Origin of the sequence: Achromobacter sp. NPDC008082 (assembly GCF_042957345.1) — a bacterium.
In the GTDB taxonomy this organism is placed as follows: Bacteria; Pseudomonadota; Gammaproteobacteria; order Burkholderiales; family Burkholderiaceae_B; genus Achromobacter; species Achromobacter kerstersii_A.
This window is the reverse complement of sequence record NZ_JBIBIB010000006.1, coordinates 1-22,393: the sequence shown is the minus strand read 5'-3', so window position 1 is coordinate 22,393 and position 22,393 is coordinate 1. Positions and strand designations below refer to the sequence as shown.

23 protein-coding genes are annotated in these 22,393 nt (G+C 65.4%); 9 read left to right on the top strand and 14 right to left on the bottom strand.

Annotated elements, in window-relative coordinates; genetic code table 11:
• Positions 1–44: 44 nt before the first annotated feature.
• The 5 genes from ACFZAI_RS23695 (at position 45) to ACFZAI_RS23675 (ending at position 4,443) form a co-directional block, all read left to right on the top strand.
• On the top strand, positions 45–983 hold the full coding sequence (locus tag ACFZAI_RS23695; RefSeq protein WP_391569220.1) for a DUF2242 domain-containing protein: 939 nt from the start codon (positions 45–47) through the stop codon (positions 981–983).
• Positions 984–1,136: 153 nt separating this feature from the next.
• The gene (locus ACFZAI_RS23690) at positions 1,137–1,562 is read left to right on the top strand and encodes a CopD family protein (RefSeq protein ID WP_391569219.1); all 426 of its coding nucleotides are present in this window, start codon (positions 1,137–1,139) and stop codon (positions 1,560–1,562) included.
• A 362-nt stretch (positions 1,563–1,924) separates the two neighbouring features.
• Positions 1,925–2,686 (top strand): MetQ/NlpA family ABC transporter substrate-binding protein, encoded by a 762-nt coding sequence (locus ACFZAI_RS23685; RefSeq protein ID WP_391569703.1) that lies wholly within the window; start codon positions 1,925–1,927, stop codon positions 2,684–2,686.
• 13 nt (positions 2,687–2,699) lie between these two features.
• Complete coding sequence (locus tag ACFZAI_RS23680) at positions 2,700–3,806, top strand: methionine ABC transporter ATP-binding protein (protein ID WP_391569218.1); 1,107 nt, start codon at positions 2,700–2,702, stop codon at positions 3,804–3,806.
• The gene (locus tag ACFZAI_RS23675; protein ID WP_391569217.1) at positions 3,787–4,443 is read left to right on the top strand and encodes a methionine ABC transporter permease; all 657 of its coding nucleotides are present in this window, start codon (positions 3,787–3,789) and stop codon (positions 4,441–4,443) included. The genes ACFZAI_RS23680 and ACFZAI_RS23675 overlap by 20 nt, the downstream gene beginning before the upstream one ends.
• A gap of 25 nt (positions 4,444–4,468) precedes the next feature.
• On the opposite strand, the gene ACFZAI_RS23670 is transcribed toward ACFZAI_RS23675, so the two are convergent.
• Positions 4,469–5,287, bottom strand: coding sequence for a hypothetical protein (locus ACFZAI_RS23670; RefSeq protein ID WP_391569216.1), 819 nt, complete (start codon positions 5,285–5,287; stop codon positions 4,469–4,471).
• 139 nt (positions 5,288–5,426) lie between these two features.
• On the opposite strand from ACFZAI_RS23670, the gene ACFZAI_RS23665 reads away from it, so the two are divergent.
• Positions 5,427–6,617 carry a trans-sulfuration enzyme family protein gene (locus ACFZAI_RS23665; protein ID WP_391569215.1) on the top strand — a complete coding sequence of 397 codons (1,191 nt, stop codon included), beginning with the start codon at positions 5,427–5,429 and terminating at the stop codon, positions 6,615–6,617.
• Here the strand turns inward: ACFZAI_RS23665 and ACFZAI_RS23660 are convergent.
• Positions 6,592–7,056, bottom strand: coding sequence for a hypothetical protein (locus ACFZAI_RS23660; protein ID WP_391569214.1), 465 nt, complete (start codon positions 7,054–7,056; stop codon positions 6,592–6,594). The two genes, ACFZAI_RS23665 and ACFZAI_RS23660, sit on opposite strands and share 26 nt — an antisense overlap.
• Positions 7,057–7,265: 209 nt before the next feature.
• On the opposite strand from ACFZAI_RS23660, the gene ppk2 reads away from it, so the two are divergent.
• The gene (ppk2, locus tag ACFZAI_RS23655; protein WP_391569213.1) at positions 7,266–8,426 is read left to right on the top strand and encodes a polyphosphate kinase 2; all 1,161 of its coding nucleotides are present in this window, start codon (positions 7,266–7,268) and stop codon (positions 8,424–8,426) included.
• A 20-nt stretch (positions 8,427–8,446) separates the two neighbouring features.
• Here the strand turns inward: ppk2 and ACFZAI_RS23650 are convergent, their stop codons facing one another.
• The 5 genes from ACFZAI_RS23650 to ACFZAI_RS23630 all read right to left on the bottom strand — a co-directional run bounded on the left by ACFZAI_RS23650 (position 8,447) and on the right by ACFZAI_RS23630 (position 11,511).
• Positions 8,447–8,800, bottom strand: coding sequence for a DOPA 4,5-dioxygenase family protein (locus tag ACFZAI_RS23650; protein ID WP_391569212.1), 354 nt, complete (start codon positions 8,798–8,800; stop codon positions 8,447–8,449).
• Between the two features lie 16 nt (positions 8,801–8,816).
• Positions 8,817–9,179: a translation initiation factor Sui1 gene (locus ACFZAI_RS23645; protein ID WP_391569211.1), complete on the bottom strand. Its 363-nt coding sequence runs from the start codon at positions 9,177–9,179 to the stop codon at positions 8,817–8,819.
• Positions 9,179–9,559: an RNA-binding S4 domain-containing protein gene (locus tag ACFZAI_RS23640; protein WP_391569210.1), complete on the bottom strand. Its 381-nt coding sequence runs from the start codon at positions 9,557–9,559 to the stop codon at positions 9,179–9,181. Before ACFZAI_RS23640 ends, ACFZAI_RS23645 begins: the two co-directional genes overlap by 1 nt.
• A 141-nt stretch (positions 9,560–9,700) precedes the next feature.
• Positions 9,701–10,678, bottom strand: a complete 978-nt coding sequence (locus ACFZAI_RS23635; protein WP_391569209.1) for a tripartite tricarboxylate transporter substrate binding protein — start codon at positions 10,676–10,678, stop codon at positions 9,701–9,703.
• Complete coding sequence (locus ACFZAI_RS23630; RefSeq protein WP_391569208.1) at positions 10,675–11,511, bottom strand: amidohydrolase family protein; 837 nt, start codon at positions 11,509–11,511, stop codon at positions 10,675–10,677. The genes ACFZAI_RS23635 and ACFZAI_RS23630 overlap by 4 nt, the downstream gene beginning before the upstream one ends.
• A 184-nt stretch (positions 11,512–11,695) precedes the next feature.
• Here ACFZAI_RS23630 and ACFZAI_RS23625 point away from each other — a divergent pair, with 184 nt between their 5' ends.
• Together ACFZAI_RS23625 and ACFZAI_RS23620 are read left to right on the top strand one after the other, a co-directional pair.
• Entirely contained in the window at positions 11,696–12,583 is an 888-nt protein-coding gene (locus tag ACFZAI_RS23625) for a LysR family transcriptional regulator (RefSeq protein WP_391569207.1), read from the top strand.
• Between the two features lie 128 nt (positions 12,584–12,711).
• Positions 12,712–14,544 carry an ABC transporter ATP-binding protein/permease gene (locus ACFZAI_RS23620; protein ID WP_391569206.1) on the top strand — a complete coding sequence of 611 codons (1,833 nt, stop codon included), beginning with the start codon at positions 12,712–12,714 and terminating at the stop codon, positions 14,542–14,544.
• Here the strand turns inward: ACFZAI_RS23620 and ACFZAI_RS23615 are convergent, their stop codons facing one another.
• The 7 genes from ACFZAI_RS23615 to ACFZAI_RS23585 form a co-directional block, all read right to left on the bottom strand.
• Complete coding sequence (locus ACFZAI_RS23615; protein ID WP_391569205.1) at positions 14,545–15,348, bottom strand: aspartate dehydrogenase; 804 nt, start codon at positions 15,346–15,348, stop codon at positions 14,545–14,547.
• Between the two features lie 111 nt (positions 15,349–15,459).
• Positions 15,460–15,630: a hypothetical protein gene (locus tag ACFZAI_RS23610; RefSeq protein ID WP_391569204.1), complete on the bottom strand. Its 171-nt coding sequence runs from the start codon at positions 15,628–15,630 to the stop codon at positions 15,460–15,462.
• A gap of 9 nt (positions 15,631–15,639) precedes the next feature.
• The gene (locus ACFZAI_RS23605; RefSeq protein ID WP_391569203.1) at positions 15,640–16,557 is read right to left on the bottom strand and encodes a BMP family ABC transporter substrate-binding protein; all 918 of its coding nucleotides are present in this window, start codon (positions 16,555–16,557) and stop codon (positions 15,640–15,642) included.
• Positions 16,554–17,531: a Bug family tripartite tricarboxylate transporter substrate binding protein gene (locus ACFZAI_RS23600; protein ID WP_391569202.1), complete on the bottom strand. Its 978-nt coding sequence runs from the start codon at positions 17,529–17,531 to the stop codon at positions 16,554–16,556. The genes ACFZAI_RS23605 and ACFZAI_RS23600 overlap by 4 nt, the downstream gene beginning before the upstream one ends.
• A gap of 233 nt (positions 17,532–17,764) precedes the next feature.
• Positions 17,765–19,153: an amidohydrolase gene (locus ACFZAI_RS23595; RefSeq protein ID WP_391569201.1), complete on the bottom strand. Its 1,389-nt coding sequence runs from the start codon at positions 19,151–19,153 to the stop codon at positions 17,765–17,767.
• 249 nt (positions 19,154–19,402) lie between these two features.
• Positions 19,403–20,350, bottom strand: coding sequence for a Bug family tripartite tricarboxylate transporter substrate binding protein (locus ACFZAI_RS23590; RefSeq protein ID WP_391569200.1), 948 nt, complete (start codon positions 20,348–20,350; stop codon positions 19,403–19,405).
• Between the two features lie 137 nt (positions 20,351–20,487).
• Entirely contained in the window at positions 20,488–21,759 is a 1,272-nt protein-coding gene (locus ACFZAI_RS23585; protein WP_391569199.1) for a carboxylesterase family protein, read from the bottom strand.
• Positions 21,760–22,393 lie beyond the last annotated feature (634 nt).

Below are 22,393 nucleotides of genomic sequence, written 5' to 3'. Positions count from 1 at the left end.
TCGTGGCCGATAATGCCCCCTTTACGCCAACAGCTGGACCCCTCATGCCCTGCGTTACCCGTCGTTTGTCTGTCCCCCTGCTCGTGTGCATTTCGGCAATTTTGGCAGGTTGCGCGTCGCCCAAGGCCGCCTACGAAAGAGAAGACTTCGCGCAGAACGACGTGTTTTCCCGGACCTTTCCCACCGCCAGCAACACGGCCTGCGACGCGGGCCGCCGCGCCTTGCTGAGCCAGGGCTACAACATCGACCGCTTCGATCCGGCGCGCGTGTCCGGACACAAGAATTTCCAGGGCGAAGACGGGCAGCACACGCAGATCAATTTCAATATCGATTGCGCCTCCGATGGCAGCGCCAACCAGCGCGCAACCGTGTTCGCCAATGCCGTGCAGGACCGCTACTCGATCAAGCGCACCACCAGTTCGGCCAGCGTGGGCGTGAGCGTGCTGGGTCAGGTGTCGATGCCGTTTGGCTCTAGCGACGATTCGCTGGTGAAGACGGCCAGCCAGACCGTGTCGCGGCCCAAGTTCTACGAAGGCTTCTTCCAGCTGTTGCAGCGCTTCCTGCCGGATGCCGAAGCCGCCGCCGCCCCGCATGTGCCAACGCCCAGCCGCGCCCGCGGATCGCAATCCAAACCGCTGGTTCCCGCCGACCCGGTCGTGTCGCCGGATGCGCCGGCCGATACCTTGAACCCGGCTGCGGCGAACGGCCCGTCTCCGGCGCCTGGGGCGGCAAAGGCCCCGGAAGCCGCGCCGGACAAGGCCGCGCCGGCAGCCGAAGCGCCGCATGCCACGCCGCCGTCCACTGCAGGCAATACGGAATCCGGCTCGACGGCTGCGACCCCGGCTGCGACCTCGGCCACGACCCCGGCGACCCCTTCGCCGACGACCACCACCCCGACGGCGACCCCGGCGGCCACGCCTGCGACGCCTGCCGTGTCGACGCCGGCAGCGGCGGGTGCCCCGGCCTCCGCCACCGGCAATTGACCGCCACTTTCCATACGCCAGCCACCGGCAATTTACCGCCGCTTCCCATACGCCCGCCACCGGCGCCTGACCGCTCCGTCCGGTTTGCGCTGACGCAAACCGGCGTTCAGCGCCCCGCTTGCCCGCGCCGAGCGTCCGGCGATAATGCCGGCCATGACTTATCAACTATTAAAAATGGCCCACGTCGCCGCTGTCGTGGCGTGGATTGTCGGCTCGCTGTTCGTCTCGTTGTTCCTCTTGTCGTCGCAACCGCAAGACGGTGACGAGGCGCCCAAAGAACGCAAGATGCTAGGCGCGCTGCGCCGCTGGACGCTGTGGGTCACGACCCCCGCCATGGTCATCACCTGGCTGATCGGCCTGCATCTGGCGATCACCTTCGGCTGGTTCGCCATGAACTGGATCTGGGTCAAGCTGGGCTTCGCGCTGGCGTTGTCGGCGTTGCTAGGTATTCAGAGCGCCGCCTTGCGCCGCATGGTGAAGGGCAATCTGAAGCGCCCGCCGATGATCGACCTGTATGCGCCGTTCACCGTCATCGCTTGCGCGGTCATCGTGACGCTGGTGGTGGTCAAGCCCTTCTAAGCGAATCGCTGACTAAGAAGCGCTGACCTGAGCCACGTGCTGACCTGAACCCAGCGCTGACCTGAAGCACGTGCTGACCTGAACCACGCGCCAACCTTCCGCGCACCCTGGCCGCGCGCATCGCTTATGCCGCCCGGCCATATCCAAAGATCCCTGTAATAAGGACTCAACGAAGTATTCGTTCGTGGCCGCCAGGGCCGTCCCTAGAATCGTCTCACTCATAACTGCATTGACTTAGAGGCGATTCCATCATGACTACCCGTTTTCTAGCTGCGGCGTCCGAGCACGGCGCATCGCCATCCGTCAAGCGCACGCGCGTCTTTCTGAAAGCGCTGGTGGGCGCGGTGCTGGCGTCGGCGGCGATGTTCCATGGCCCCGCCTTCTCGGCCGACCCCAAGCCGCTGAAAGTGGGCGTGCGTGGCGGCGTGGACGAGCAGATCTGGGAAGTGGTGACGCAAGTCGCCAAGAAGAATGGCCTGGCGGTGGAGCCCGTGATCATTACCGGCACCGCCAGCCCCAACGAGGCCCTGAACAACGGCGACCTGGAAGCCAACGCCTTCCAGCACATTCCCTTTTTGAACGACCAGATCAAGCAGCGCGGCTACAAGATCGTGCCGGTGGCGAACACGCTGATCTCGCCCATCGCCTTCTACTCCAAGAAATACAAGTCGCTGAAAGAACTGCCGGACGGCGCCAAGGTGGGCATTCCGAACGACCCCAGCAACCAGACCCGCGCGCTGGTCATCCTGCGCGACCAGGGCCTGATCACCTTGAAAGACGGCTTTGACCCGGCTACCGGCACGGCGACCCTGGCGGACGTCACGTCCAACCCCAAGAAGTTGAACTTCGTGGAAAGCGCGTCCGTGGTGCTGGCGCGTTCATTGCCGGATGTGGACACGGCCGCCATCGTGAACAGCTTTGCGTACCAGGCCGGCCTGATCGCCACGCGTGATGGCATTGCCGTGGAGAAGAAAGAAAACAATCCCTACGTGAACATCATTGCCGTGCGCGAAAAGGACAAGAACGCGCCGTGGGTGCCCGAGCTGGTCAAGGCGTACCACTCCGAGGAAGTGCGCCAGTTCATTCTGAGCAAGTACGAAGGCTCGGTGATCCCGGTTTTCTAAGCCGGGCAAGGCCATGATGCAACACGAATTTTCCCAACCCGCGACGTCGCGGGCGGCCGGTGACCATTCCGCGCCTGACGCGCACATCGTCTTTGACGGATTGCAGAAGCGATACCAAAGCGCGCAAGGCGTGGTGACGGCGCTGGCCGACGTGTCGTTCTCCGTGGCGCGCGGCGAGGTGTTTGGCATCATCGGGCGCAGCGGCGCGGGCAAGTCCACGCTGCTGCGTTCCATCAACATGCTTGAACGCCCGTCCGCAGGCCGCGTCGAGGTGGATGGCGTGGACGTGGGCCAGCTGGATGAAGATGCGCTGGTGGGCCTGCGCCGCCGCATCGGCATGATCTTTCAGCACTTCAATTTGCTGTCCGCCAAGACGGTTGCCGAAAACGTCGCGCTGCCCCTGCGTGTGGCCGGCGTGAAGCCCGCCGCCGCGCGGGCCCGCGTTGAGGCCTTGCTGGACATGGTGGGCCTGCGCGACAAGGCCGACGTGTACCCGTCCAAGCTGTCGGGCGGGCAGAAGCAGCGCGTGGGCATTGCGCGCGCGCTGGTGCATGAGCCCGAAATCCTGCTGTGCGATGAAGCCACGTCGGCGCTCGACCCCGAGACCACGCAATCCATTCTTACGCTATTGCAGGACATCAACCGCAAGCTGGGGCTGACGGTGGTGCTGATCACGCACGACATGGCGGTAATCCGCGAAGTCTGCCATCGGGTGCTGGTGCTGGACGGCGGCCGCAAGGTTGAGCTGGGCGACGTCTGGCGCGTGTTCGGCAACCCCCAGGCGGACGCCACGCGCGCCTTGCTGCGCCCCTTGCAGCACGAGCTGCCGGCGGACCTGGCGGCGCGTCTGGTGCCCGATCTGCAAGGCCGCGATGGCGTCGCCATCTTGCGGCTGCGCTTCACGGGGCAGGGAAGGCCAGAAGGCGTGTCGTTGCAAGCCTTGGCCGCGATGGGGCCGGGCGCAACGCTGCTGCATGGCGGCCTGGACCGCTTAAGCGGCCACGCGCAAGGCAGCCTGCTGGTCTCCGTGCCAGCGGGCGCATTACAGGAAGAGGCCGCGCGCGCCGCGCTGGTGGCCGATCAGATCAAGGTGCTGGGTTATGTCGCTGCCGATGCTTGATAAATACCTGCAAGCGTTCTTGCAGACCCTGGCGATGGTGAGCGTGTCCGCCGTCATCGCCATCGTGTCGGGCCTGGCGCTGGCGGTGGTGCTGACGGTGACCGCGCCCGGCAACCTGTACCCCAAGCCGCGTTTCAACAAGGCGCTGTCGATTACGGTGAACACGTTCCGCGCCATCCCGTTCATCATTCTGCTGGTGGCCATGTTGCCGTTCACCCGTTTTCTGGTGGGCACCACATTGGGCACGTGGGCGGCCATTGTGCCGCTGTCGGCCAACCTGGTGCCTTTCTTTGCCCGCATCGCGCAGGTCAGCCTGAACGATGTGGACCACGGGCTGGTGGAAGCGGCGCGCGCCATGGGATGCCGGCGCTGGCACATTGTGCGCCACGTGCTGCTGCCCGAGGCCTTGCCCGGCATCATTGGCGGCATGACGGTCAGCATCATCGCGATGATCAACGCGTCGGCGATGGCGGGTGCGGTGGGCGCGGGCGGCCTGGGCGATCTGGCCATCCGCTACGGCTACGAACGCTATGAAACGCGCGTGATGTTTGAAGTGATCGTGATTCTGATCGCGCTGGTGTCGATCGTGCAGTTCACCGGCGAATGGCTGTCACGCCGGGCCGACCACAAGCGCTAGCGCGGGGCGAATGATGCGCGCGCACCTAGCGCAATGCCGAAAACACGTTGGCCAATTGCCGCTTGCCCAGCTGTTCCTGCTCCGTCGCCATCTGGCCAATCGCGGCCTGATGCTGATGGAAGCGCGTCAGGTCGGCATCGCGCACAAACATCAGTTCGTCGTGGTCGGCATACCAGTATTGGCGGTTGTCATCCAGCAGCGTGATCATCTGGCCGAACTCTTGCAGGATGCGCGCTTCAAGGCGCCAGACCTGTTCCAGGCTGTCGTTGCGTTGCGCCAGCGACGTATCGAGCGTGTGCAGCATCTTCTGCTTTTCCGGTTCGCGGATGGCCAGCGAACGGATCAGCGCGGGCATGTTGTTCAACACTTGCAGGCTTTGCTGCCGGTACTTCGGCACCAGCCGTTCGGCCTGTTCCAGAATCATGCGGCTTTCGATCAGGCCGGCGTCATGCGCCAAACGGTGCGCATCCAGCAGGCGGGGCATGCCGATGGCTTTGAGCTCTTGCACATAGGCTTTGTGCTGCGCAAGGCGTTCGCTGGCAATGGTCTTGAAGGCGCGCTCCATCTCACCGTAGAAGCCGGTGGCCTTAGGCGTGGGGTCGATGGGCGGCAGTTCGCCGGATTCGCTTTCGGCGCCGCTGACCATCAGGTTGAGCGTGTCGGCCACCTTGCGGATTTCGCCGGTCGCCACGCGTTCCTGTTCGCGGTCGCGCATGTGGTTCAGCCCGGTCACCGCAGCGGCGATCAGCACCACCACGCCCACCGCGAGGGCGATGCGCAGGCGGCGTGGCCCGCCCTTGGGCGACGGCGGCGAGCTCTCCGGGGACGATTCCTGCGACGTCATGGCGCACCAAAAATTGGGGACATTGCTTTGCAATGTAACGAGTGGATCTGCACCCGTCAACGCCTGCGGACAGCGCCGGGAGCGTGCAATTTCTTGCAAGGGCGGGATGCCTTTGCGCCATCTGATGACAGGAGTTCACATGTCTGACACCTTCAAGCCAGGCTTCGCCACGCGCGCCATACACCTGGGTTATGACCCGCTGGATGAGCAAGGCGCCTTGTCGCCGCCGTTGTACCTGACGTCGACTTACACGCAGGACAGTATCGAAGCCTTCGACCAGATTCGTCTGGGCGAGAAGCAGGGCTATGTTTATGGACGCACGCGCAACCCCACGCAGGCGCTGCTGGAGGAGCGGCTGGCATCGCTGGAAGGCGCCGAGGCGGGCGTGGTCACGGCTTCAGGCATGGCGGCCATTTCGGCCACGCTGTTTTCGCTGCTGCAAAGCGGCGACGAAATCGTGGTGGACCAGATTGTCTACGGCACCGCTTTCACCCTGTTCACACAGGGGCTGACGCGCTTTGGCGTGCGGGCCGTGTTTGCGGACTTCACGCGCCCCGAGACGGTAGCCGCCGCCATCGGCCCCAAGACGCGCGCTGTGTATTTCGAGACGCCGGCCAATCCGAACTTGCGCTTGGTCGACATCGCCGCCGTGTCCGCCATTGCGCGCGGCAAGGGATTGCTGACCATCGTGGACAACACCTTCGCCACGCCCGTGCTGCAACGGCCGCTGGAACATGGTGCGGACATCGTGCTGCATTCGGCCACCAAATACCTGGGCGGCCATGGCGACCTGCTGGCGGGTGCGGTGGTGGGGCGCAAAGAGCACATTGACGCCATCCGCCTGCAAGGCCTGCGCTACTTCACGGGGGCGACGTTGTCGCCGTTCACCGCGTTCCTGGTGCTGCGCGGCATCAAGACGCTGGAACTGCGCGTGCAGCGCCATAGCGAATCCGCCTTGCAGGTGGCCAAGCTGTTGCGCGAGCATCGGGCAGTGGCGGATGTGTTCTATCCGGGGCTGGCCGGTACGGCGGGTGCAGACATCGCGCTGCGTCAACAGGCGGCGGGCGGCGGTTTGGTGGCGTTTGAGTTGAAGGGCGGACTGGCGGCGGGGCGCAATCTGCTGAACAGCCTGAAGCTTGCGCGTATCGCCGTCAGCCTGGGTGACCCGGAAACGCTGATCCAGCATCCGGCGTCGATGACGCATGCCAGCTATTCGGCCGAAGACCGCGAGAAGTATGGTTTGTCCGAAGGCCTGCTGCGCTTGTCCGTGGGCTTGGAGACGCCGGAAGATATTCTGGCGGACCTCAAGCAGGGTCTGGATCGGGTGTAGGGGCCGGCGTGCGCCGCCATGCCACCCATACGCCTTCGCCATCGAAGTGCCGCAGCCCCCGGCGCGCCACGGCCAGGCCTTCGCGCAGCACGTCCACATCCAGCCCGGGCAGATGGCGCAGCAGGGCGGGCGGCAACTGGTCGATGGCGAGCTGGTCTTCTTCCAGATCCACGCGCATCAGATCACCGTCTTCGCAGCGCAAGCGCAGAAACCACAGGCTTTCCATGTAGTCGCCATACCAGGGGTCGGGGAACATCGCCTTGCTGAAGGCGAACCCGAATTCCTCGACATCGCTCCACGGCCAGAACTCCTGCAAGCCCATCGCGCGCGCCAATTCGCACTGGCGCGTGAAACCGGTGTCGTCGAACCGCACGGTTTTGCGGAAAGGATCTTCGGGCGGGGGCGGGCCGATCAAGAACCGCTTGATGCGTGACCACATGGCAAGGATGAAGGCGAAAGGCGGAAGGCGGATCGGGCAGTGTATCGGACGGCGCCGCTGCAATGAAATCGCAATAGATGTTACAACGTTTGATTCTCGTCAAATCCACGCCTGAAGGCGCGCGTTAGGGTGTTGCCTTTGCCTCGCAGGTCGCCGGCGACTGGCCGGCCGGCGTGGGCAAAACGACAAGCGCAGCAAGGACTGGACACATGACAGACAAGACACCGCAAGCCGCCGAATCAGACACCGCCATCAGCCCGAAGCCGCGCGCACGCAGCACGCAGGGCGCCGCCAAACGCACGGTGCGCGCAGACAGCGGCACGGCTTCGCGCCGCACGCCGGCCAAACCCGCCATCGAACCGGTATTGCAGGCGCGCAAGAAAGTGGCGGCGCGCGAAGACGCGGCGCGTCAGGAAGCGGTGTCGGTGCTGTCGGACATTGCGCGCCGCTACACCATCGGCGCGGATACGCAAGCGCACGACGCGCTGCGTTCGGTGATCGAGGAACTGTCGGCGGACGATGCGCGCGCCGTGCATCGCGCGCTGCTGGACGCCAACACGCAAGTGCCGGGCAGCCGCCGCAACCCTGATGAAGAGCTGGCCACCGATTGGCGCGAAGGCATCTATCCGTATCGCCACCGCATGCTGCGCCGCAATTATGAAAAACAGAAGTATCAACTCCAGGTGGAATTGCTGAAGCTGCAAGCCTGGGTCAAGGCGACCGGGCAGCGCGTGGTGATTCTGTTCGAAGGGCGCGACGCGGCCGGCAAGGGCGGCACCATCAAGCGCATGATGGAACACCTGAACCCGCGGGGCGCACGCGTGGTTGCATTGGAAAAGCCGTCTGATACCGAAAAGGGCCAGTGGTACTTCCAGCGTTATGTGCAGCACTTGCCCACGGCGGGCGAGATCGTAATGTTCGACCGGTCCTGGTACAACCGCGCCGGTGTGGAACGCGTGATGGGCTTTTGCTCGCAGCAGGAGTATCTGGATTTTCTGCGTCAGGTGCCTGACTTCGAACGCCATCTGGTGTCCAGCGGCATCCACCTGATCAAGTTCTGGTTCTCGGTCAGCCAGGAAGAGCAGCGCCGCCGCTTCCTGCAACGCAAGGTGCACCCGCTCAAGCAATGGAAGCTGAGCCCGGTGGACTTGGCGTCGCTGGATAAATGGGACGACTACACGCGCGCCAAGGAAGCAATGTTTGCGCATACCGACACCGCGGACGCGCCGTGGATCGTGGTGAAGTCGAACTGCAAGAAGCGTGCGCGGCTCAACGCCATGCGCTACGTGCTGAGCCGCCTGCCGTATGAAGGCAAAAGCAGCGAACCCGATATGGCATTGGATTCGCTGATCGTGGGGCGGGCGCTGTAAAGCGGCTTGGGCGCGGGCGTTCAGCCCCCCAGCGCCTGAAGATTCAGCGTGTAGCTGCGGCCAATCCACACCGCGCAGTCGCGGTGGTCGCGCAGCGAATCGCCGGTGTTGGGATGCATGAACACATCCAGCTCGCCATGGTTCAGCGTTAACCAGGTTGCGATCTCGGCGAAGTGCGCCGGGGTGAACGCAATCTGGTAGCTCCATTGCGGATGCGGGCCGACGGGGCGCTCATGAAAGCGCCCCATGTCCATCTTGCCGTCGAACTGCGCAATCACCCGTTCGCGCAACGCATACGCGGCATCGCGGCTGGCCGCATCGAAGTACACGTGGGCGTGCCAACTGGCCACGCCGCTTACCGCCAGATCATTCATGGTTGTCTCGTCAGGTTCAGCCGCCGGCGCGCTTGGCGCGGTGGCCGCGGGTGGTTAGTGCGTCGATGATGCGGTCGCAGTGGTCTCCCTGCACTTCGATCACCCCGTCTTTCACGGTGCCGCCCGACCCGCAGGCCGTGCGCAATTCCTTGCCCAGCAGCGCAAGCGCCATCGGTTCCAGCGCCAGCCCCCGCACCAGCGTGACGCTCTTGCCTCCCCGGCCTTTGGTCTCGCGCGAGACCCGCGCCACGCCGTCGCCCGCAGGCACAGCGCGCGCGGCTGGTTTGCACTGGCATTGCGCAAGCGCTTGGCGGCACTCGGGACACATGCGGCCGCTTTCGGTGGAATAGACGAGCCCGCCGCTTGAACTGCGCTTCATCACTTGCCTCGCATCTGATCGATCAGGCGGCGGTCGCGCTTGGTCGGGCGGCCGGTTTCGATGCCTAGCGCCGGTTCCGGCGCCAGGCGGCGCATTTCGGCGGCGCGTTCGCGGGCGGCGATGCTGTCAGGGGTTTCCTCATAGAGCAGGCGCGCGACGGGGGCGGGGCCACGCACGCCGCTGACGGCCACGACCTGCACCTGTAGCGCCGGGTCTTCTTTGCGGATCGTGACGCGGTCGCCGGGTGCGACTTCGCGCGCGGGCTTCGCGGCTTGGTTGTTCACCAAGACCCGGCCCTTGCCGATCTCTTGCACGGCCAGGCTGCGCGTCTTGTAAAAGCGCGCGGCCCATAGCCATTTGTCGAGTCGAATCTTGTCCATCTTGCTGCTCTCTGCGATGTGCGGTCTGCAATGCGTTTGCCCAAGGCGCAATGATAGCGCCGTGCGTCACCCGGCGAAAAAATGGCGCCCCGCAGGGCGCCATTGCAAACTCCGTTCATCGGGCGTGAACGCCCGCGCGGCTTAGTCCAATTTCAGATTCGCTTCTTTCACCACGCGCTGCCATTTGGCAATTTCGGCGCGGCGAAACGTATCGAGCTCGGCCGGGGTCGAGCCGATGGGCTCGGCGCCAATGCCCGCCAATTGCTCGGCAATGGCCGGGTCTTTCAGCACCTTGGCCAGCGCCTGCGACACCTGGTCGACGATGGCGGGCGGCGTGCCCGCGGGGGCGAACACCGCGTTCCATTCATAGGTCTCGTAGCCCGGCACGCCGGACTCGGCAATGGTGGGCAGATCGGGTGCGGTCTTCGAACGTTCCAGGCCGCCCACGGCCACGGCGCGCAGCTTGCCGTTCTTCACGTGCTGCCACGCCGAACCCATGCTGGCGAACATGACGGGCACCTGGCCCGACATCACGTCGATCATGGCCGGGCCGCCGCCCTTGTAGGCCACATGTTGCAGCTGGGTTTTCGCCAGCAGGTTGAACAATTCGCCCGCCAGATGCTGTGCCGAGCCGGGGCCGGCCGACGCAAAGTACACATGATCCTTGGCGCCGGGCTGACCCAGCTTGATCAGGTCAGCCACCGTTTTCACTTCATACGAAGGCGTCACCACCAGCACGTTCGGCACACGCAGCAGCAGCGAGACGGGCGCAAACGCGGTCAGCGTGTCGAACTGCATCTTGGAATGCAGCGCGGGGTTCTGCGCATGGTTGGAGGCGTCGAGCATCAGCGTGTAGCCGTCGGGTTGCGCCTTGGCCACCACCGCGCCGCCGATCATGCCGCCTGCGCCACCCCGGTTTTCAATCACGACGGGCTGGCCGAGTTCGGCCGCGAGCTTGGGGCCGATCAAGCGGGCCACGACGTCCACGGTGCCGCCGGGCGGATAGGTCACCACCAGCGTGATGGCGCGGTCAGGATAGGCGGCAGACGCCGAGCTGGCGGCGCCCGCCAACAGGCCGGCTGCGACCAGCACGCCGAGGCGTTTGAGCAGAGGGTTCATTTTTTGTCTCCTTGGAATTGGAATAGCTGCAACGGCGTATCGGCAAGCACGATGCGCCGTTGCGTGGGGTCGTCGATCCACGCGTCCAGCCACTGCCGGGCGGCAGGGTAGGACGCCACGTGGCGATGCTCGGTGTGGGGCCAGTCGCTGCCCCACATCAAACGTTCGGGGGTAAAGGCCTGCAGCAGTTGTTGCGTGGCCTGCCAGCCCGAGGCTGCGCAGGCCGGAGCCTGCCAGTTGCGATACGGCGCGGACAGCTTGACCCAGACACGTCCGCGGTCCGCCTGTTGCAGCAGATACTGAAAGCCCGGGTCGGACACACCCAGCGCCGGGTCGGGCCGGCCAAAGTGGTCCACCACCACGCGGCATCCGGCCGCCAGCAGGGCGGGCATGACGTCCGGCAGGCGCTGGGCTTGCAGATGGACTTCAACATGCCAGCCCAACGCGTTCACGCGGGCCAGCAAGGCTTGCCAGGCGGGCGTGTGCAGTTCGGGCACGGGCAGGCCGATCAGGTTCAGGCGGATGCCCACAACGCCGGCGTCGGCCAGCGTTTGCAGCGCGGCGTCGGTAATGTCGGGGGACACCACGGCCACGCCGCGCAGCCGGTCGGGCGCCGCGCGCAACGCGTCCACCATGTGGTGGTTGTCGGTGCCCAAAAAACTGGGCTGGACCAGCACGCCGTGAGACAGGCCGTGCGCATCCAGCAGGGCCAGATACTGCGTGGGCGTGGCGTCGTAATCGGGGGTGTGGCGTCGCGCGTCCGCCAGGGGCAAACCGGGCCGGAACACGTGCGCGTGGGTGTCGACGGCGAGGCCGGTCGAATGCAAGGGCAAAGCGGTCTCCTGGTTTGAGCGCCGGGCGTGGCCGGACGCTTCTCTTTTCTCTGTGGCGGGCGGTGCCTGGGGCGTCTATTCGCTTTGTCGGGCGTGGGCCAGCGCGCTTCTGTTAGCCGGGATTCTAGGAACTCGGGGTATAGTTTTCCATTCATTAAATAGGCTTTATATATATCGGAACGATATGGAAACCCGGCACCTGCGGTACTTCCTGGCAGTGGTGGACCATGGCAGCGTCAGCCGCGCGTCGGAGTGGCTGGGCATCGCGCAGCCCGCGCTGAGCCAGGCCTTGGGCCGCATGGAGAAAGACCTGGGCGTGCGCCTGTTCGAGCGTTCGCGCCAGGGCGCCGCGCCCACGCCCGCGGCCTTGGCGATTCTGGAAGACGTGCGCATTAGCGTGGCGCGCATCGACGCAGCCGCCCACCGGGCGCGCGAGATCGGGCGGGGCAGCGCCGGGCAGCTGACGGTGGGGCTGGTGTCGTCAGCGCTATTCGATACCTTGCCGCGCGCCTTGCGCGAGATGCGCCGCCAAGCGCCGGGCGTGCGCGTCATCTTGCGAGAGATGAGCAACGCCGAGCAAGCCGAAGCCTTGCAGACGGGCGAGATCGATATCGGCCTGATGCACACGCCGGTGGCGGTGGGCGGGCGCATGCGCGAACGGCAACTGCTGCGCGACCGCTTGGTAGCCGCCGTGCCAGACGAGTTCGACGTTGCCGAAGACGGCAAGGTGTCGATGGCGCAAATCGCAAAGGCCGGCTTGGTGATGTACCCGCAAGCGCAATTGCCCGCGTTCTATGCGGGCATTCTGGATGCCATGCGTAAGGGCGGCCACGATGTGCACGTGGCGCAAGAGGCGAACCGCACGCTAACGGTGCTGTCTTGCGTGGCGGGCGGTTGCGGCGTGGCCTTGTTGCCCAGCTGGATACGCACGATGAATTTTGGCGGCGTGCGTTTCTGCGACGTGCGCGACGGGCAGACGCTGCCCAGCTTCGACCTGAGCGCCATCTGGCCCGCCCGTTCCGTCCCCACCTTGGCCGATATGTTCGCCAACCTGGACCTGGCCGCACGCTGATTGCCGTGCAGCCTTTCACTGCGCATTCAGTTGCCCTGCCAGAACGCTTAAGCCTGGCTTAAAACGGCATTTTCTTCGGAACCTGCCACGCCGGCCTCGTCTAACCAAAAACGACGATGGGGGTGTCCATGGATCTGAACTGGCAGCAACAACTGATGGAAAGCGCCATCTGGCTGGCGCGTGCGTTCGGCATCACGGCGGTTGTCATGGCGGTGATTGCCGTGGTGCTCGCGCGCACCACCGATTGGGGGCGCAAATTCTGGCGCCTGGCCTGGCCCTATCTGACCCCGCGCCGCAGTTGGCGTCCGTTACTGACGCTGGCGTTGCTGCTGCTGTTGGCGATGGCGGCCGTGCGCATGACGGTGCTGTTCTCGTTTTGGTACAACGGCTTCTACAGCGCGCTGCAAGCGCTGGACCAGAGCGCGTTCTGGCGCTTTCTGGGCATCTTCGCCGTGCTGGCCACGGTTCACGTGGTGCGCACACTGGCCGACAGTTACGCGGGCCAGGCCTTTGATATCCATTGGCGCGTTTGGCTCAACGACCACCTGACGCGCGATTGGCTGGGCGCGGGCGCGTACTACCGTGGCCACTTCGTTAACGAACCGGTCGACAACCCCGACCAGCGCATCGAACAAGACATCACGATGTTCGTGACGGGTTCACGCACGCTGGCAATTGGCGCGTTGAGCGCATTGGTGTCGCTGGTGGCGTTCACGGGCATCTTGTGGGGTTTGTCAGGCCCGTTGACGGTGGCGGGCGTGGAGATTCCGCGCGCCATGGTGTTTGTCGTATTCCTGTATGTGATCGTCGCCACCTGGTTCGCCTTCAAGATCGGGCGGCCGCTCATCAAACTGAATTTCCTGTCAGAGCGGCTTACGGCCAACTTCCGTTATGCGCTGGTGCGCTTGCGCGAGAACGCCGAGAACGTCGCGTTCTACCAAGGCGAAGCCGTCGAGCGCGGCAACCTGTGGACGCGTTTCACCGCTTACATCGCCAACTTGTGGGCGCGCGTTTACCGGGGCTTGAAGTTCGATGGCTTCAACCTGTCGGTGAGCCAGGTGGCGGTGGTGTTTCCATTCATCTTGCAAGCGCCGCGTTTCTTTAGCGGCGCGATCAAGCTGGGTGACGTGATGCAAACGTCGCAAGCGTTCGGGCAGGTGCAGGACGCGTTGTCGTTCTTTCGCACGTCGTACGACACCTTTGCGCAATACCGCGCCACGCTGGATCGTCTGAATGGGTTTCTTGACGCCAATGAAGCGGCGCGCGCCTTGCCGTCGGTGCAGACGGAACCCTTGCCTGATGGCCTGGACATCAATAGCGTCACCGTTCGCCGGCCCGACGGCGGCGTCTTGCTGCACACCTTGAACCTGCGCTTGCGTCCCGGTCAGACCTTGCTGATCAAAGGTCCGTCGGGCAGCGGCAAGACGACGTTGCTGCGCGCACTTGCCGGCCTGTGGCCGTATGCGCAAGGCCATGTGCGCCGGCCGGAAGGCGCGCAGGCCTTGTTCTTGTCGCAGCGGCCGTACTTGCCCTTGGGCGACTTGCGTAGCGCGGTGGCGTACCCGGGGGTGGCAATGCCGCAAGATGACGCGCGGCTGGCCGATGCGCTGCGCCAGGTCAACCTGGGGCATTTAAGCGCGCGCCTGGACGAGGTGGCGGACTGGTCGCGCATCTTGTCCATTGGCGAACAGCAGCGCGTGGCGTTTGCGCGCGTGTTGTTCAACCGGCCCGCCATTGTGTTCCTGGACGAAGCCACATCCGCCACGGACGAAGGGCTGGAGCACATGCTGTACAGCCTGCTGCGCAGCGCCTTACCTGATTGCATGCTGGTCAGCGTGGGGCATCGCAGCACGCTGGACCCGTTCCATACGCATCGGCTGGACCTGGATGGCGCGGGCGGCTGGACGGCCGGCCCGATGGCCCCGCCCGCCGCCGGAACGCCGCTGCGGGCGGCGGCCTGATCAGGTGCCTACGCGCAACGGCCCGGACAGCTTGCGCAAGGCGGCGACGACGCTTTGCGCAGTGATGCGGCCCGTCTTCGGATTGGCGGACGGAATGTTCTGGATTTCCATCGAGAACGTGGCGGCGTCAGACACCACTTCCACGCGGTGCACATTGCGTTCCAGCGACGGGTCGGCCCAGATTTCCAGGGTGCTGCGATCAGGCCCGATGCCGGCCAACGACACGCTGACCGCCACGTTCAGATTGGCGGGAAAGCCGATAGCGGCTTCGCGCGGCGAACCGCGGAAGATCAGGCGCGGTTCGGTGATGCCGGCGATGTCGATGTTGTTGTCGGTGAGGTAGGGCGCGCCCAGCAGGCCCTGCACCGGCTTGCGGGTGATCATCGTGACGGAATGGATAACGCCTTCGGCAGCGGCGGTAATGGCGTCCAGCCCCAGGATGGCGCCCGACGGCACGATGATCTGGCCATGATGCTGGCGGGCGAGTTCGATCAGGTCATCGTTGCGCAGCAGCGCGCCGGAGCTAAGCACCACCAGCTTCTTGCCGGCGCGCAGCACGGGTTCGGCGATGTTGCGGAATACCGCAGCGGGGGCGCATTCCACGACCACGTCGCAGTATTCGTGCAAGGCGTCAATGGTGGTGAAACGCGGCGCGGCGTTCTTCCACGCGACGGTGGGGGCGGCGCTGGGATCGCGCACCCCGATGGCGGCAAGCGTCAGGCCGGGCAGGCCGGCATCCAGGGATTGCGCCACGGCCTGGCCGATGGCGCCGAAGCCGGCAATGCCGACGCGGATGTTGTTCATGGAGAGTCCCGTGTGAGGCTGCGGCGCACCGCAAGCCCTGCATCAAAGAAAACGCCATCGACACCGATGGCGCAAGGTTGCCGGCCACTTTATCCAGCGCCCGCGCGGGCGTCAATGCGGAATGGCCGCAATGCGGGCAGCCGCGAAGGCGGCGTGGCGATAATGGCAGCATTCCGCCACCGCCACCGCCACCGCCACCGCCACCGTCACCGCCACCGTCACCGCCATCGCCACCGTCACCGTTACCGTTACCGCCATCGCCACCGTCACCGCGACCGTCACCGCCTACTCCTACGCCGACAACGCAAACTCTGCGCCCGCGTAGTCCGTCGCCACGTGGATATCCCCCGAGGCCAACCTGTCCGCCCACGCATCCAGCGTGCGGCGTTCTTCCGCGCCCACCTTGGCGCCCAGCACCAGCCGTAGCGCAGCCGCCTCTTCCAATCCGTAACGGGTGACGCGGCCCACCGCCAACGCGCCCGCCGCATGGTCGGCTACCGCACGTTCGACGCACAGGCCGGAGTCGGCCAGGGCCGAAGCCAGATAGACCTGCGGGTCGCGGGCCACCCAGTCCAGCACGTTTCCGATCTGCCACACGCCGGTATCGCGGCACGTGCGCGTGACCCCATCGCGCCCGCCGTCCATCATCGCGAACACCACGCGGGCGCCGCGTCCCGCCAACGCGCGGGTCCACGTCGCACCCAATTCGGGGTCGTGCTGATTGCCGCAAAATGCGGTCAGCGGGTCTTGGCCCGTCACGCGCCTGACGCCGTCCGCATAGGCGGCGCGGCCCTTCAGGCCCGGGCGGACGCGCTCGCCCGACAGATGCGCGGCGCGCCCGTTGGCCGCGCGCAAACCCGCCAACACGCCCGCAAGAAACGCGGTGTGCTCTTGCAGGATTTCGTACGACGCCACGTTGGCGGCGGTGTGATGGCCTTGCGTGATGGCGAATTGCGTGCCGGGAAAGCGCGGGGCCACGTCCGCCACCGGCGCGTCGCCCTGGCCGCCATGCACGACGACCAGGTCGGGGCGGCTCCCGCACAGCTGCGCAAGCCGTTGCGTGCGCGTGGGGATGTCGTTGTCCGCGATCCATTCCACTTGTAGGGGCAGGCCAGCCTGAGCGGCGCGCGCCGCGCCTTCTACCGCGGCTTCGTTAAAGCCGCCCCGGCCCGCGTGGCCGAACAGCACGAGGATGCGGCGGGCGCTCACAGGCTGGCTCCCGTGGCGCGCACGACCGGCGCCCAGGCCTGGGCTTGCCGGCGCACGAAGTCGGTGAATTCCGCGGGCGATTTGTGGCCCAGCACAAAGCCCTGTGCTTCCAGTTTGCTGCGGATGCCGGGGGTGTCCAGCACGTGCGATATCTCGTCATTCAAGCGTTGCGACACGGTGTCGGGCAGGCCGGCCGGACCGGACACGCCGATGAAGTTCTCCGCAATCAAGCCCGGGTAGCCCAGTTCGCCCACCGCGGGAATGCCGGGCGCTTGCGGCACGCGCTGCTCGGTCGTTACCGCCAACAGCCGCAATTGGCCGGACTTCAGGAAGGGCAGATTCTGCGGCAGCGCATCTACCGCAAAGCGGATCTGGCCGCCCAGCAGATCATTGCGCATCGCGCCCGACCCTTTGTACGGAATGTGCTGGAGCGACGCGCCGGTTTGCTGGGCATAGAGTTCACCGACGATCTGCCCCACCGACGCCAGGCCGCCGCTGCCGTACTGCACGGGCGCATCCTGCGCCTTGATCCACGCCGTCAGTTGCGCGAAGTCAGACACGGGCACCGACGGGTGCACCACAAACGCGGTGGGCACCGCGCCCAGATAGGCCACGTGCTGAAAGCTGCGAATCGCGTCATAGCCGCCTTGCGGCAGCAGCGCGGGTGAAATCGACAAGGGCGCCGAGTTCGACATCAGCAGCGTGTAGCCATCGGCCGGCGCTTGCGCCACCAGGTTCGCGCCGATGGTGGAGCCTGCGCCCGGCTTGTTCTCGATGACGATGGGCTGGCCTAAGCGTTCGGCCAGAACGGGCGCGACGATGCGCGCCGCGATGTCGCTTGCGCCGCCCGGCGGGAAGGTGACGACGAGCCGGATCGGGCGGTCGGGCCACGCTGATGCGCGTCCGATGCGCGGCCGCGCCAAGGGCAGCGCCAGCGCGCTGGCAAGCATGAATGTTCGTCGGGAGATCGGCATGGCGTGGGTTCTACAGAGCCGCCGCGCGGGCGGCAAAGGGGCGTACTGTAGAAAACCGCACATCGGCTGACAAAGAATTTGTAGCCGTTTGCTTATGCGTTATGCCCGCCCGCCGCACGATGGCGCAGCGGGCAGCGAGCAGTACCCGCCGTACTGCCCGCCGCACTACACGTCGTACTGCACGTTGCACTACATCTCGTACGACGTATCTCCGACGTCTTGCCCGCGCAAGTTCAACCGCCTTGCTGCGCGCGCGCCATGTAGTCCACCGTCAGGTTCGACAAGGCGCGCACGCCGTTGATCAAACCCGATTCATCCACATAGAAGCGCGGCGAGTGATTCGGCGCGGCCTTCTCCACGTCCGTACCCTTGGGCGTGACGCCCAGGTAGAAGAACATGCCCGGCACTTTTTCCTGATAGAACGAAAAGTCTTCCGACGCGGTGGACTTCGGTTGCAGGCCGTAGTTGCCTTCACCCGCCACGCGCCGCAGCGTCGAGCCCATTTTTTCGGTCAGCGCGGGGTTGTTGACGGTGGCGTTGTAGAGCTCGACCACGCGCACATCGGCCTTGGCGCCTGCGCTTTGCGCGATCATGTCGGCGGTGCGGGCGATGCGCTGGTGGATGTCCTTCTTCATGCCTTCGTCATACGTGCGGATGGTGCCCGTCATGGCCACGCTGTCCGGCACGATGTTCATGCGATTGCCGCCATGGATGGCGCCCACGGTGATGACGGCCGGCTCCAGCATGCTGTTGATCTGGCGGCTGGGAATGGTCTGCAAGCCCAGAATGATCTGCGAGCTGACGACGATGGGGTCGATGCCCGACCACGGCCGCGCGCCGTGCGTCTGCTTGCCGGTCACGTCGATCCAGAACTGGTCGGCCGCGGCCATGGCGGGGCCGCTGCGCCACGACAGCCAGCCAGCCGGATAGGCGCTGGACACGTGCAGGCCGAAGATGGCGTCCACCTTGGGATTTTCCAGCACGCCTTCCTGCACCATCATCTTCGCGCCCCAGATCTTCTTGCCGTCGGGTTCGAAATCGGCCGGGCTTTCCTCGGCGGGCTGGAAGATGAACTTCACGCTGCCAGGCAATTGGTCTTTCATGCCGGCCAGCACTTCGGCCGTGGCCATCAGGATGGCCGTGTGCGTGTCGTGGCCGCAGGCGTGCATCACGTCCACTTCCTTGCCCAGATACGTGCCCTTGGCCTTGGACGCAAAAGGCACGTCAACCTGTTCCTTTACGGGCAGCGCGTCCATGTCGGCACGCAACGCCACTACGGGGCCGGGCTTGCCGCCCTTGAGCACGGCGACCACACCCGTGCCCGCCACGCCCGTCTTCACGTCCATGCCCAGCGCGCGCAGATGGTCGGCGACGAGCTTGGACGTGCGCGTTTCCTGATTGCCCAGCTCAGGGTGTTGATGGATGTCGCGGCGCCAGGCGATGAGCTTGTCTTCAATGGCGCGTGCGCGTTGGTCGATCTGTTCGGACAGCGCTGCATTGGGCGCGGGCGGCAACGGGCCTTGCGTGCCGGGCGCGCTTTGCGCGGCGGCGGGGCCGGCCATCAGCAGATGAGCGGCCAGCGCCAACGGCGCCAGGCGGAACAGCGTCTTGCGTGCTTGCATGGGGGTCTCCTCGTGGTTGTTAACCTGTTATTGGGTGAGGATCTTACCCAAGCGCCACGCCGCCGGCGTGTTTGTTACGGATGCTTAAAATCAGCGCGGTTTGATTCCGGCCGATGGAATTTTCGCGATGGCGGCGATGGCGGCGGGCAAGGCGCAATCGCCTAACGGACATCGCGCAATCGCCTAGCGGACATGGCGCAATCCCGTAGCGGGCAAGGCGCCATGCCGCTGACGGGAAGGCGCCCAGTCTTATTGCAGCTTGATGCCCAGCTCCTTGATCAAGGGCGCCATCTCGGCGCGATCCGCTTTAATCGTGGCGGCCAGTACATCCGGCGTGCTGCCGATGGGAATCATGCCCAGCGTTTCCATCTGCGCCCGCATGGCGGGTTCCTTCAGAATTTCCGACACTGATTTCTGGATCAGGGCGACCCGGTCTGCCGGCACGCCCGCAGGCGCCATCAGGCCGATCCACGGTTGCGGCGCGTAGTTCAGGCCCGACTCCTTCAACGTGGGCGTGTCAGGCAGGCCGCCGAAACGCTCGGGGCTGGTGATGGCCAGCGCGCGCAGCCGGCCACTATCGATCAGGCCTTTGGAGCTGGACGGCGCATCCAGCCCCACGTCCAACTGCCCGCCGATCAAATCGTTCTGCGTCTTGCCGGATGACGACGATGGCACGTACAACGCTTTGATGCCGGCGCGCCGCGCCGTTTGTTCCCACACCAGATGAAACGCCGTGCCGATGGAGAACGAGCCCACGCTCAGGTTGCGCGTCTTGCTTTCGCGGACGAAGTCATCCCAGGTCTTGATGGGGCTGTCTTTCGGAACAATGAAGATGAACGGCGTGCGCGCCACCAGCGACACCGGCTGCAAATCTTTCTGCGTATCGAACGGCAGGCTGTCGACCGCGAACGGCACGATGGTGACGGTGGACGCCACCACCATGCCCAGCGTATAGCCGTCGGGCGCGGACTTCACCAGCGCACTGGTGCTGATGATGCCCGAGGCGCCCGGCCGGTTTTCCACCACCACCGGCTGCCCCCAGGCGGCGCCCAGCTTGCTGGCCAATACGCGCAGCATCACATCCACTGGCCCGCCAGGCGGGTTGGACACGATGATCTTGACGGGCTTGTCGGGATAGGCGGCGTGCGCGGCCAATGGCGCCAGCAGCGCCAGCGTCAGCGCGATGTGCTTGATCATGGAATTCCCCTTGTGTTGTTGGTGTGTACGGCGGCTGTGAATTCAGGCGATGGACTCCAAGCGATGGACCCCAAGCGGTGGACTCAAACAATGGACTCAAACGATGGCCGCAGGCTGATGCCCCTGGCCGCCCGCGTTCAACCCAGGATCTGCTGATGCGGCGCCATGGGCCAGCCTGGCGTCTCGCCGCGGATGAATGCGATCCAGGCGTTCTGCGTCTGCCGTGTCAGTTGCGCGGCACGGGCGCTGGCCAAGCCCGCGAGCATGGGCGCGGCGGCGAAGGCGTCGATGGTGCCGAAGACGAATGGCAGTTCGATGCAATGGCAGGCGCCAAAGCGCGCTGTCGGTGCGACGTCAAAGCGCGCCAGCCACGCCTGCCGGCCCTGGCCGGCGGCCTCTGACGCCCAGCGTCGCGAGGGGGCGCCGAACACCTGCTCGCTTTCTTCGAGGCCGGCCGCATCCGCCGCGTGGCCGGGAAAGGCGGCCATCTCGTCGCGGGTGTAAGCCACCAGCACATCGGCGCGGGACGCTGCGGTCTTCAACGCGGGCGCAATGTCTTGCGGCAGCACGTGGCCATCCAGCACCGGGCAGAATTGGCTGCGGCGGCTGCCTTCGGCTTGCAACACCTCGGCCACCGCGGGGGCTTGCTGCGCGGCGAGCAACGCGGACACCGGAAGTTTGCGCGCCGCTTCCAGCGAGTCAACGCCGGCCGCTTGCAAGAAAGCGCGGCCCAAGGTTTCGGCTTGCGCGGCCGTGCGAAAGCCCCGGCCCAGCGCCGCGCTTTGCAGAATGGCGCGTGAGAAGCGCGGCCGCCGCGCCAGCATCGCGCAGATCGATGACGCGCCCGCCGATTGACCCATCACCGTGATGCGTTCCGGGTCGCCGCCCAGGTCTTCAATGTTGTTCAACACCCAATCGATGGCGGCCTCTTGATCCAGCAGGCCGACGTTGGCCGTTTCGCCCGGCACATACAACCATCCCAGCGCCGCCAGCCGATAGTTGACGGCCACGACCACGATGTCGCCGCTTGCCGCAAGGCGCGCGCCGTCATACCAGTCCAGCGCGCCGCCACCGCTTTGCCATGCGCCGCCATGCAGCCACACCACGACGGGCCGCCGCGCGGTGTCGGCGCCCGGCGTCCAGACGGTCAGATGCAGGCAGTCTTCGGATTGCGGCACGTCGAAGTCGCCCATCGCGCCGCGCAAGCGCGACGGAATCTGCGGCGCAACGGGTCCCGGGCGGGTGGCGTCGCGGTCTGCGCGCCACGTTGCGGGTTCGGGCGGGGCAAAACGCAAACGGCCCACGGGCGCTTGCGCATAGGGAATTGCGCTGTAGCGGCATACGCCGTCGTTATCGCGCACGCCGGTCAGCGTGCCGGCCCGCAGCACCGCCTGGACGGTTTCACTCATGTCCTGCCCCTTGTGTTGTTGTCTTGTTGGCCGGCGGCATGCGCCGCATCGGTGGAACTCATGGTAGGGACGAAAGAGGCGTAGCGGATATGCCGGTTTTGAACGGGGCCATGCGGAACGCGCATGGCGTGTGGAGATGGCCGTTGGAGATGGCGAGTGGGGATGGCGAGTGGGGATGGCGTGTGGAGATGGCTTGAGAAGCAGATCTCCGCGTGCGCGGGCCAAATTTGACCCGATCGGGCCAGATTTGACCCGCCTATTAATGCTTATGAATCAAGGGTTTAAAAATTATCGAGTCAAATCTGGCCCGGTATTCACGGCAAACGCGCTGTTTTCTGCGAAAAGCGGGCAAGGTCGGTTGGCATCGCGTTGCGGGATTCGATGTATGTCGTTGATTCCATTGAGGTTAAAAGCGTGAAGCGAAAGCTGGCACGGATGTTGCATTAGAGCGGTAGCGCGCGATTCGCCGCGCCTTTGCTCAGGAAGCCGCCATGCCCCGCCAATCCGATTTGCGCTTCACCTTCACGCCTTCCGGCCGCGGGCTGGACTTCGACGTCATCGAATTCACGCTGGACGAGGCGCTGTCCGAGACCTATCGGCTGGAATTGGACCTATCCAGCTTCCACCCCGCCAT

Excerpts from the sequence above, each read along its gene's own strand:
- ACFZAI_RS23680 (WP_391569218.1), top strand. The coding sequence starts at position 2,700 with ATGATGCAACACGAATTTTCCCAACCCGCGACGTCGCGGGCGGCCGGT.
- ACFZAI_RS23635 (WP_391569209.1), bottom strand. The coding sequence starts at position 10,678 with ATGAACCCTCTGCTCAAACGCCTCGGCGTGCTGGTCGCAGCCGGCCTG.
- ACFZAI_RS23615 (WP_391569205.1), bottom strand. The coding sequence starts at position 15,348 with ATGAACAACATCCGCGTCGGCATTGCCGGCTTCGGCGCCATCGGCCAG.
- ACFZAI_RS23640 (WP_391569210.1), bottom strand. The coding sequence starts at position 9,559 with ATGGACAAGATTCGACTCGACAAATGGCTATGGGCCGCGCGCTTTTAC.
- ACFZAI_RS23625 (WP_391569207.1), top strand. The coding sequence starts at position 11,696 with ATGGAAACCCGGCACCTGCGGTACTTCCTGGCAGTGGTGGACCATGGC.
- ACFZAI_RS23690 (WP_391569219.1), top strand. The coding sequence starts at position 1,137 with ATGACTTATCAACTATTAAAAATGGCCCACGTCGCCGCTGTCGTGGCG.
- ACFZAI_RS23585 (WP_391569199.1), bottom strand. The coding sequence starts at position 21,759 with ATGAGTGAAACCGTCCAGGCGGTGCTGCGGGCCGGCACGCTGACCGGC.
- ACFZAI_RS23590 (WP_391569200.1), bottom strand. The coding sequence starts at position 20,350 with ATGATCAAGCACATCGCGCTGACGCTGGCGCTGCTGGCGCCATTGGCC.
- ACFZAI_RS23695 (WP_391569220.1), top strand. The coding sequence starts at position 45 with ATGCCCTGCGTTACCCGTCGTTTGTCTGTCCCCCTGCTCGTGTGCATT.
- ACFZAI_RS23685 (WP_391569703.1), top strand. The coding sequence starts at position 1,925 with ATGTTCCATGGCCCCGCCTTCTCGGCCGACCCCAAGCCGCTGAAAGTG.
- ACFZAI_RS23595 (WP_391569201.1), bottom strand. The coding sequence starts at position 19,153 with ATGCAAGCACGCAAGACGCTGTTCCGCCTGGCGCCGTTGGCGCTGGCC.
- ACFZAI_RS23600 (WP_391569202.1), bottom strand. The coding sequence starts at position 17,531 with ATGCCGATCTCCCGACGAACATTCATGCTTGCCAGCGCGCTGGCGCTG.
- ACFZAI_RS23670 (WP_391569216.1), bottom strand. The coding sequence starts at position 5,287 with ATGACGTCGCAGGAATCGTCCCCGGAGAGCTCGCCGCCGTCGCCCAAG.
- ACFZAI_RS23675 (WP_391569217.1), top strand. The coding sequence starts at position 3,787 with ATGTCGCTGCCGATGCTTGATAAATACCTGCAAGCGTTCTTGCAGACC.
- ACFZAI_RS23620 (WP_391569206.1), top strand. The coding sequence starts at position 12,712 with ATGGATCTGAACTGGCAGCAACAACTGATGGAAAGCGCCATCTGGCTG.
- ACFZAI_RS23660 (WP_391569214.1), bottom strand. The coding sequence starts at position 7,056 with ATGTGGTCACGCATCAAGCGGTTCTTGATCGGCCCGCCCCCGCCCGAA.
- ACFZAI_RS23650 (WP_391569212.1), bottom strand. The coding sequence starts at position 8,800 with ATGAATGATCTGGCGGTAAGCGGCGTGGCCAGTTGGCACGCCCACGTG.
- ACFZAI_RS23645 (WP_391569211.1), bottom strand. The coding sequence starts at position 9,179 with ATGAAGCGCAGTTCAAGCGGCGGGCTCGTCTATTCCACCGAAAGCGGC.
- ppk2 (WP_391569213.1), top strand. The coding sequence starts at position 7,266 with ATGACAGACAAGACACCGCAAGCCGCCGAATCAGACACCGCCATCAGC.
- ACFZAI_RS23665 (WP_391569215.1), top strand. The coding sequence starts at position 5,427 with ATGTCTGACACCTTCAAGCCAGGCTTCGCCACGCGCGCCATACACCTG.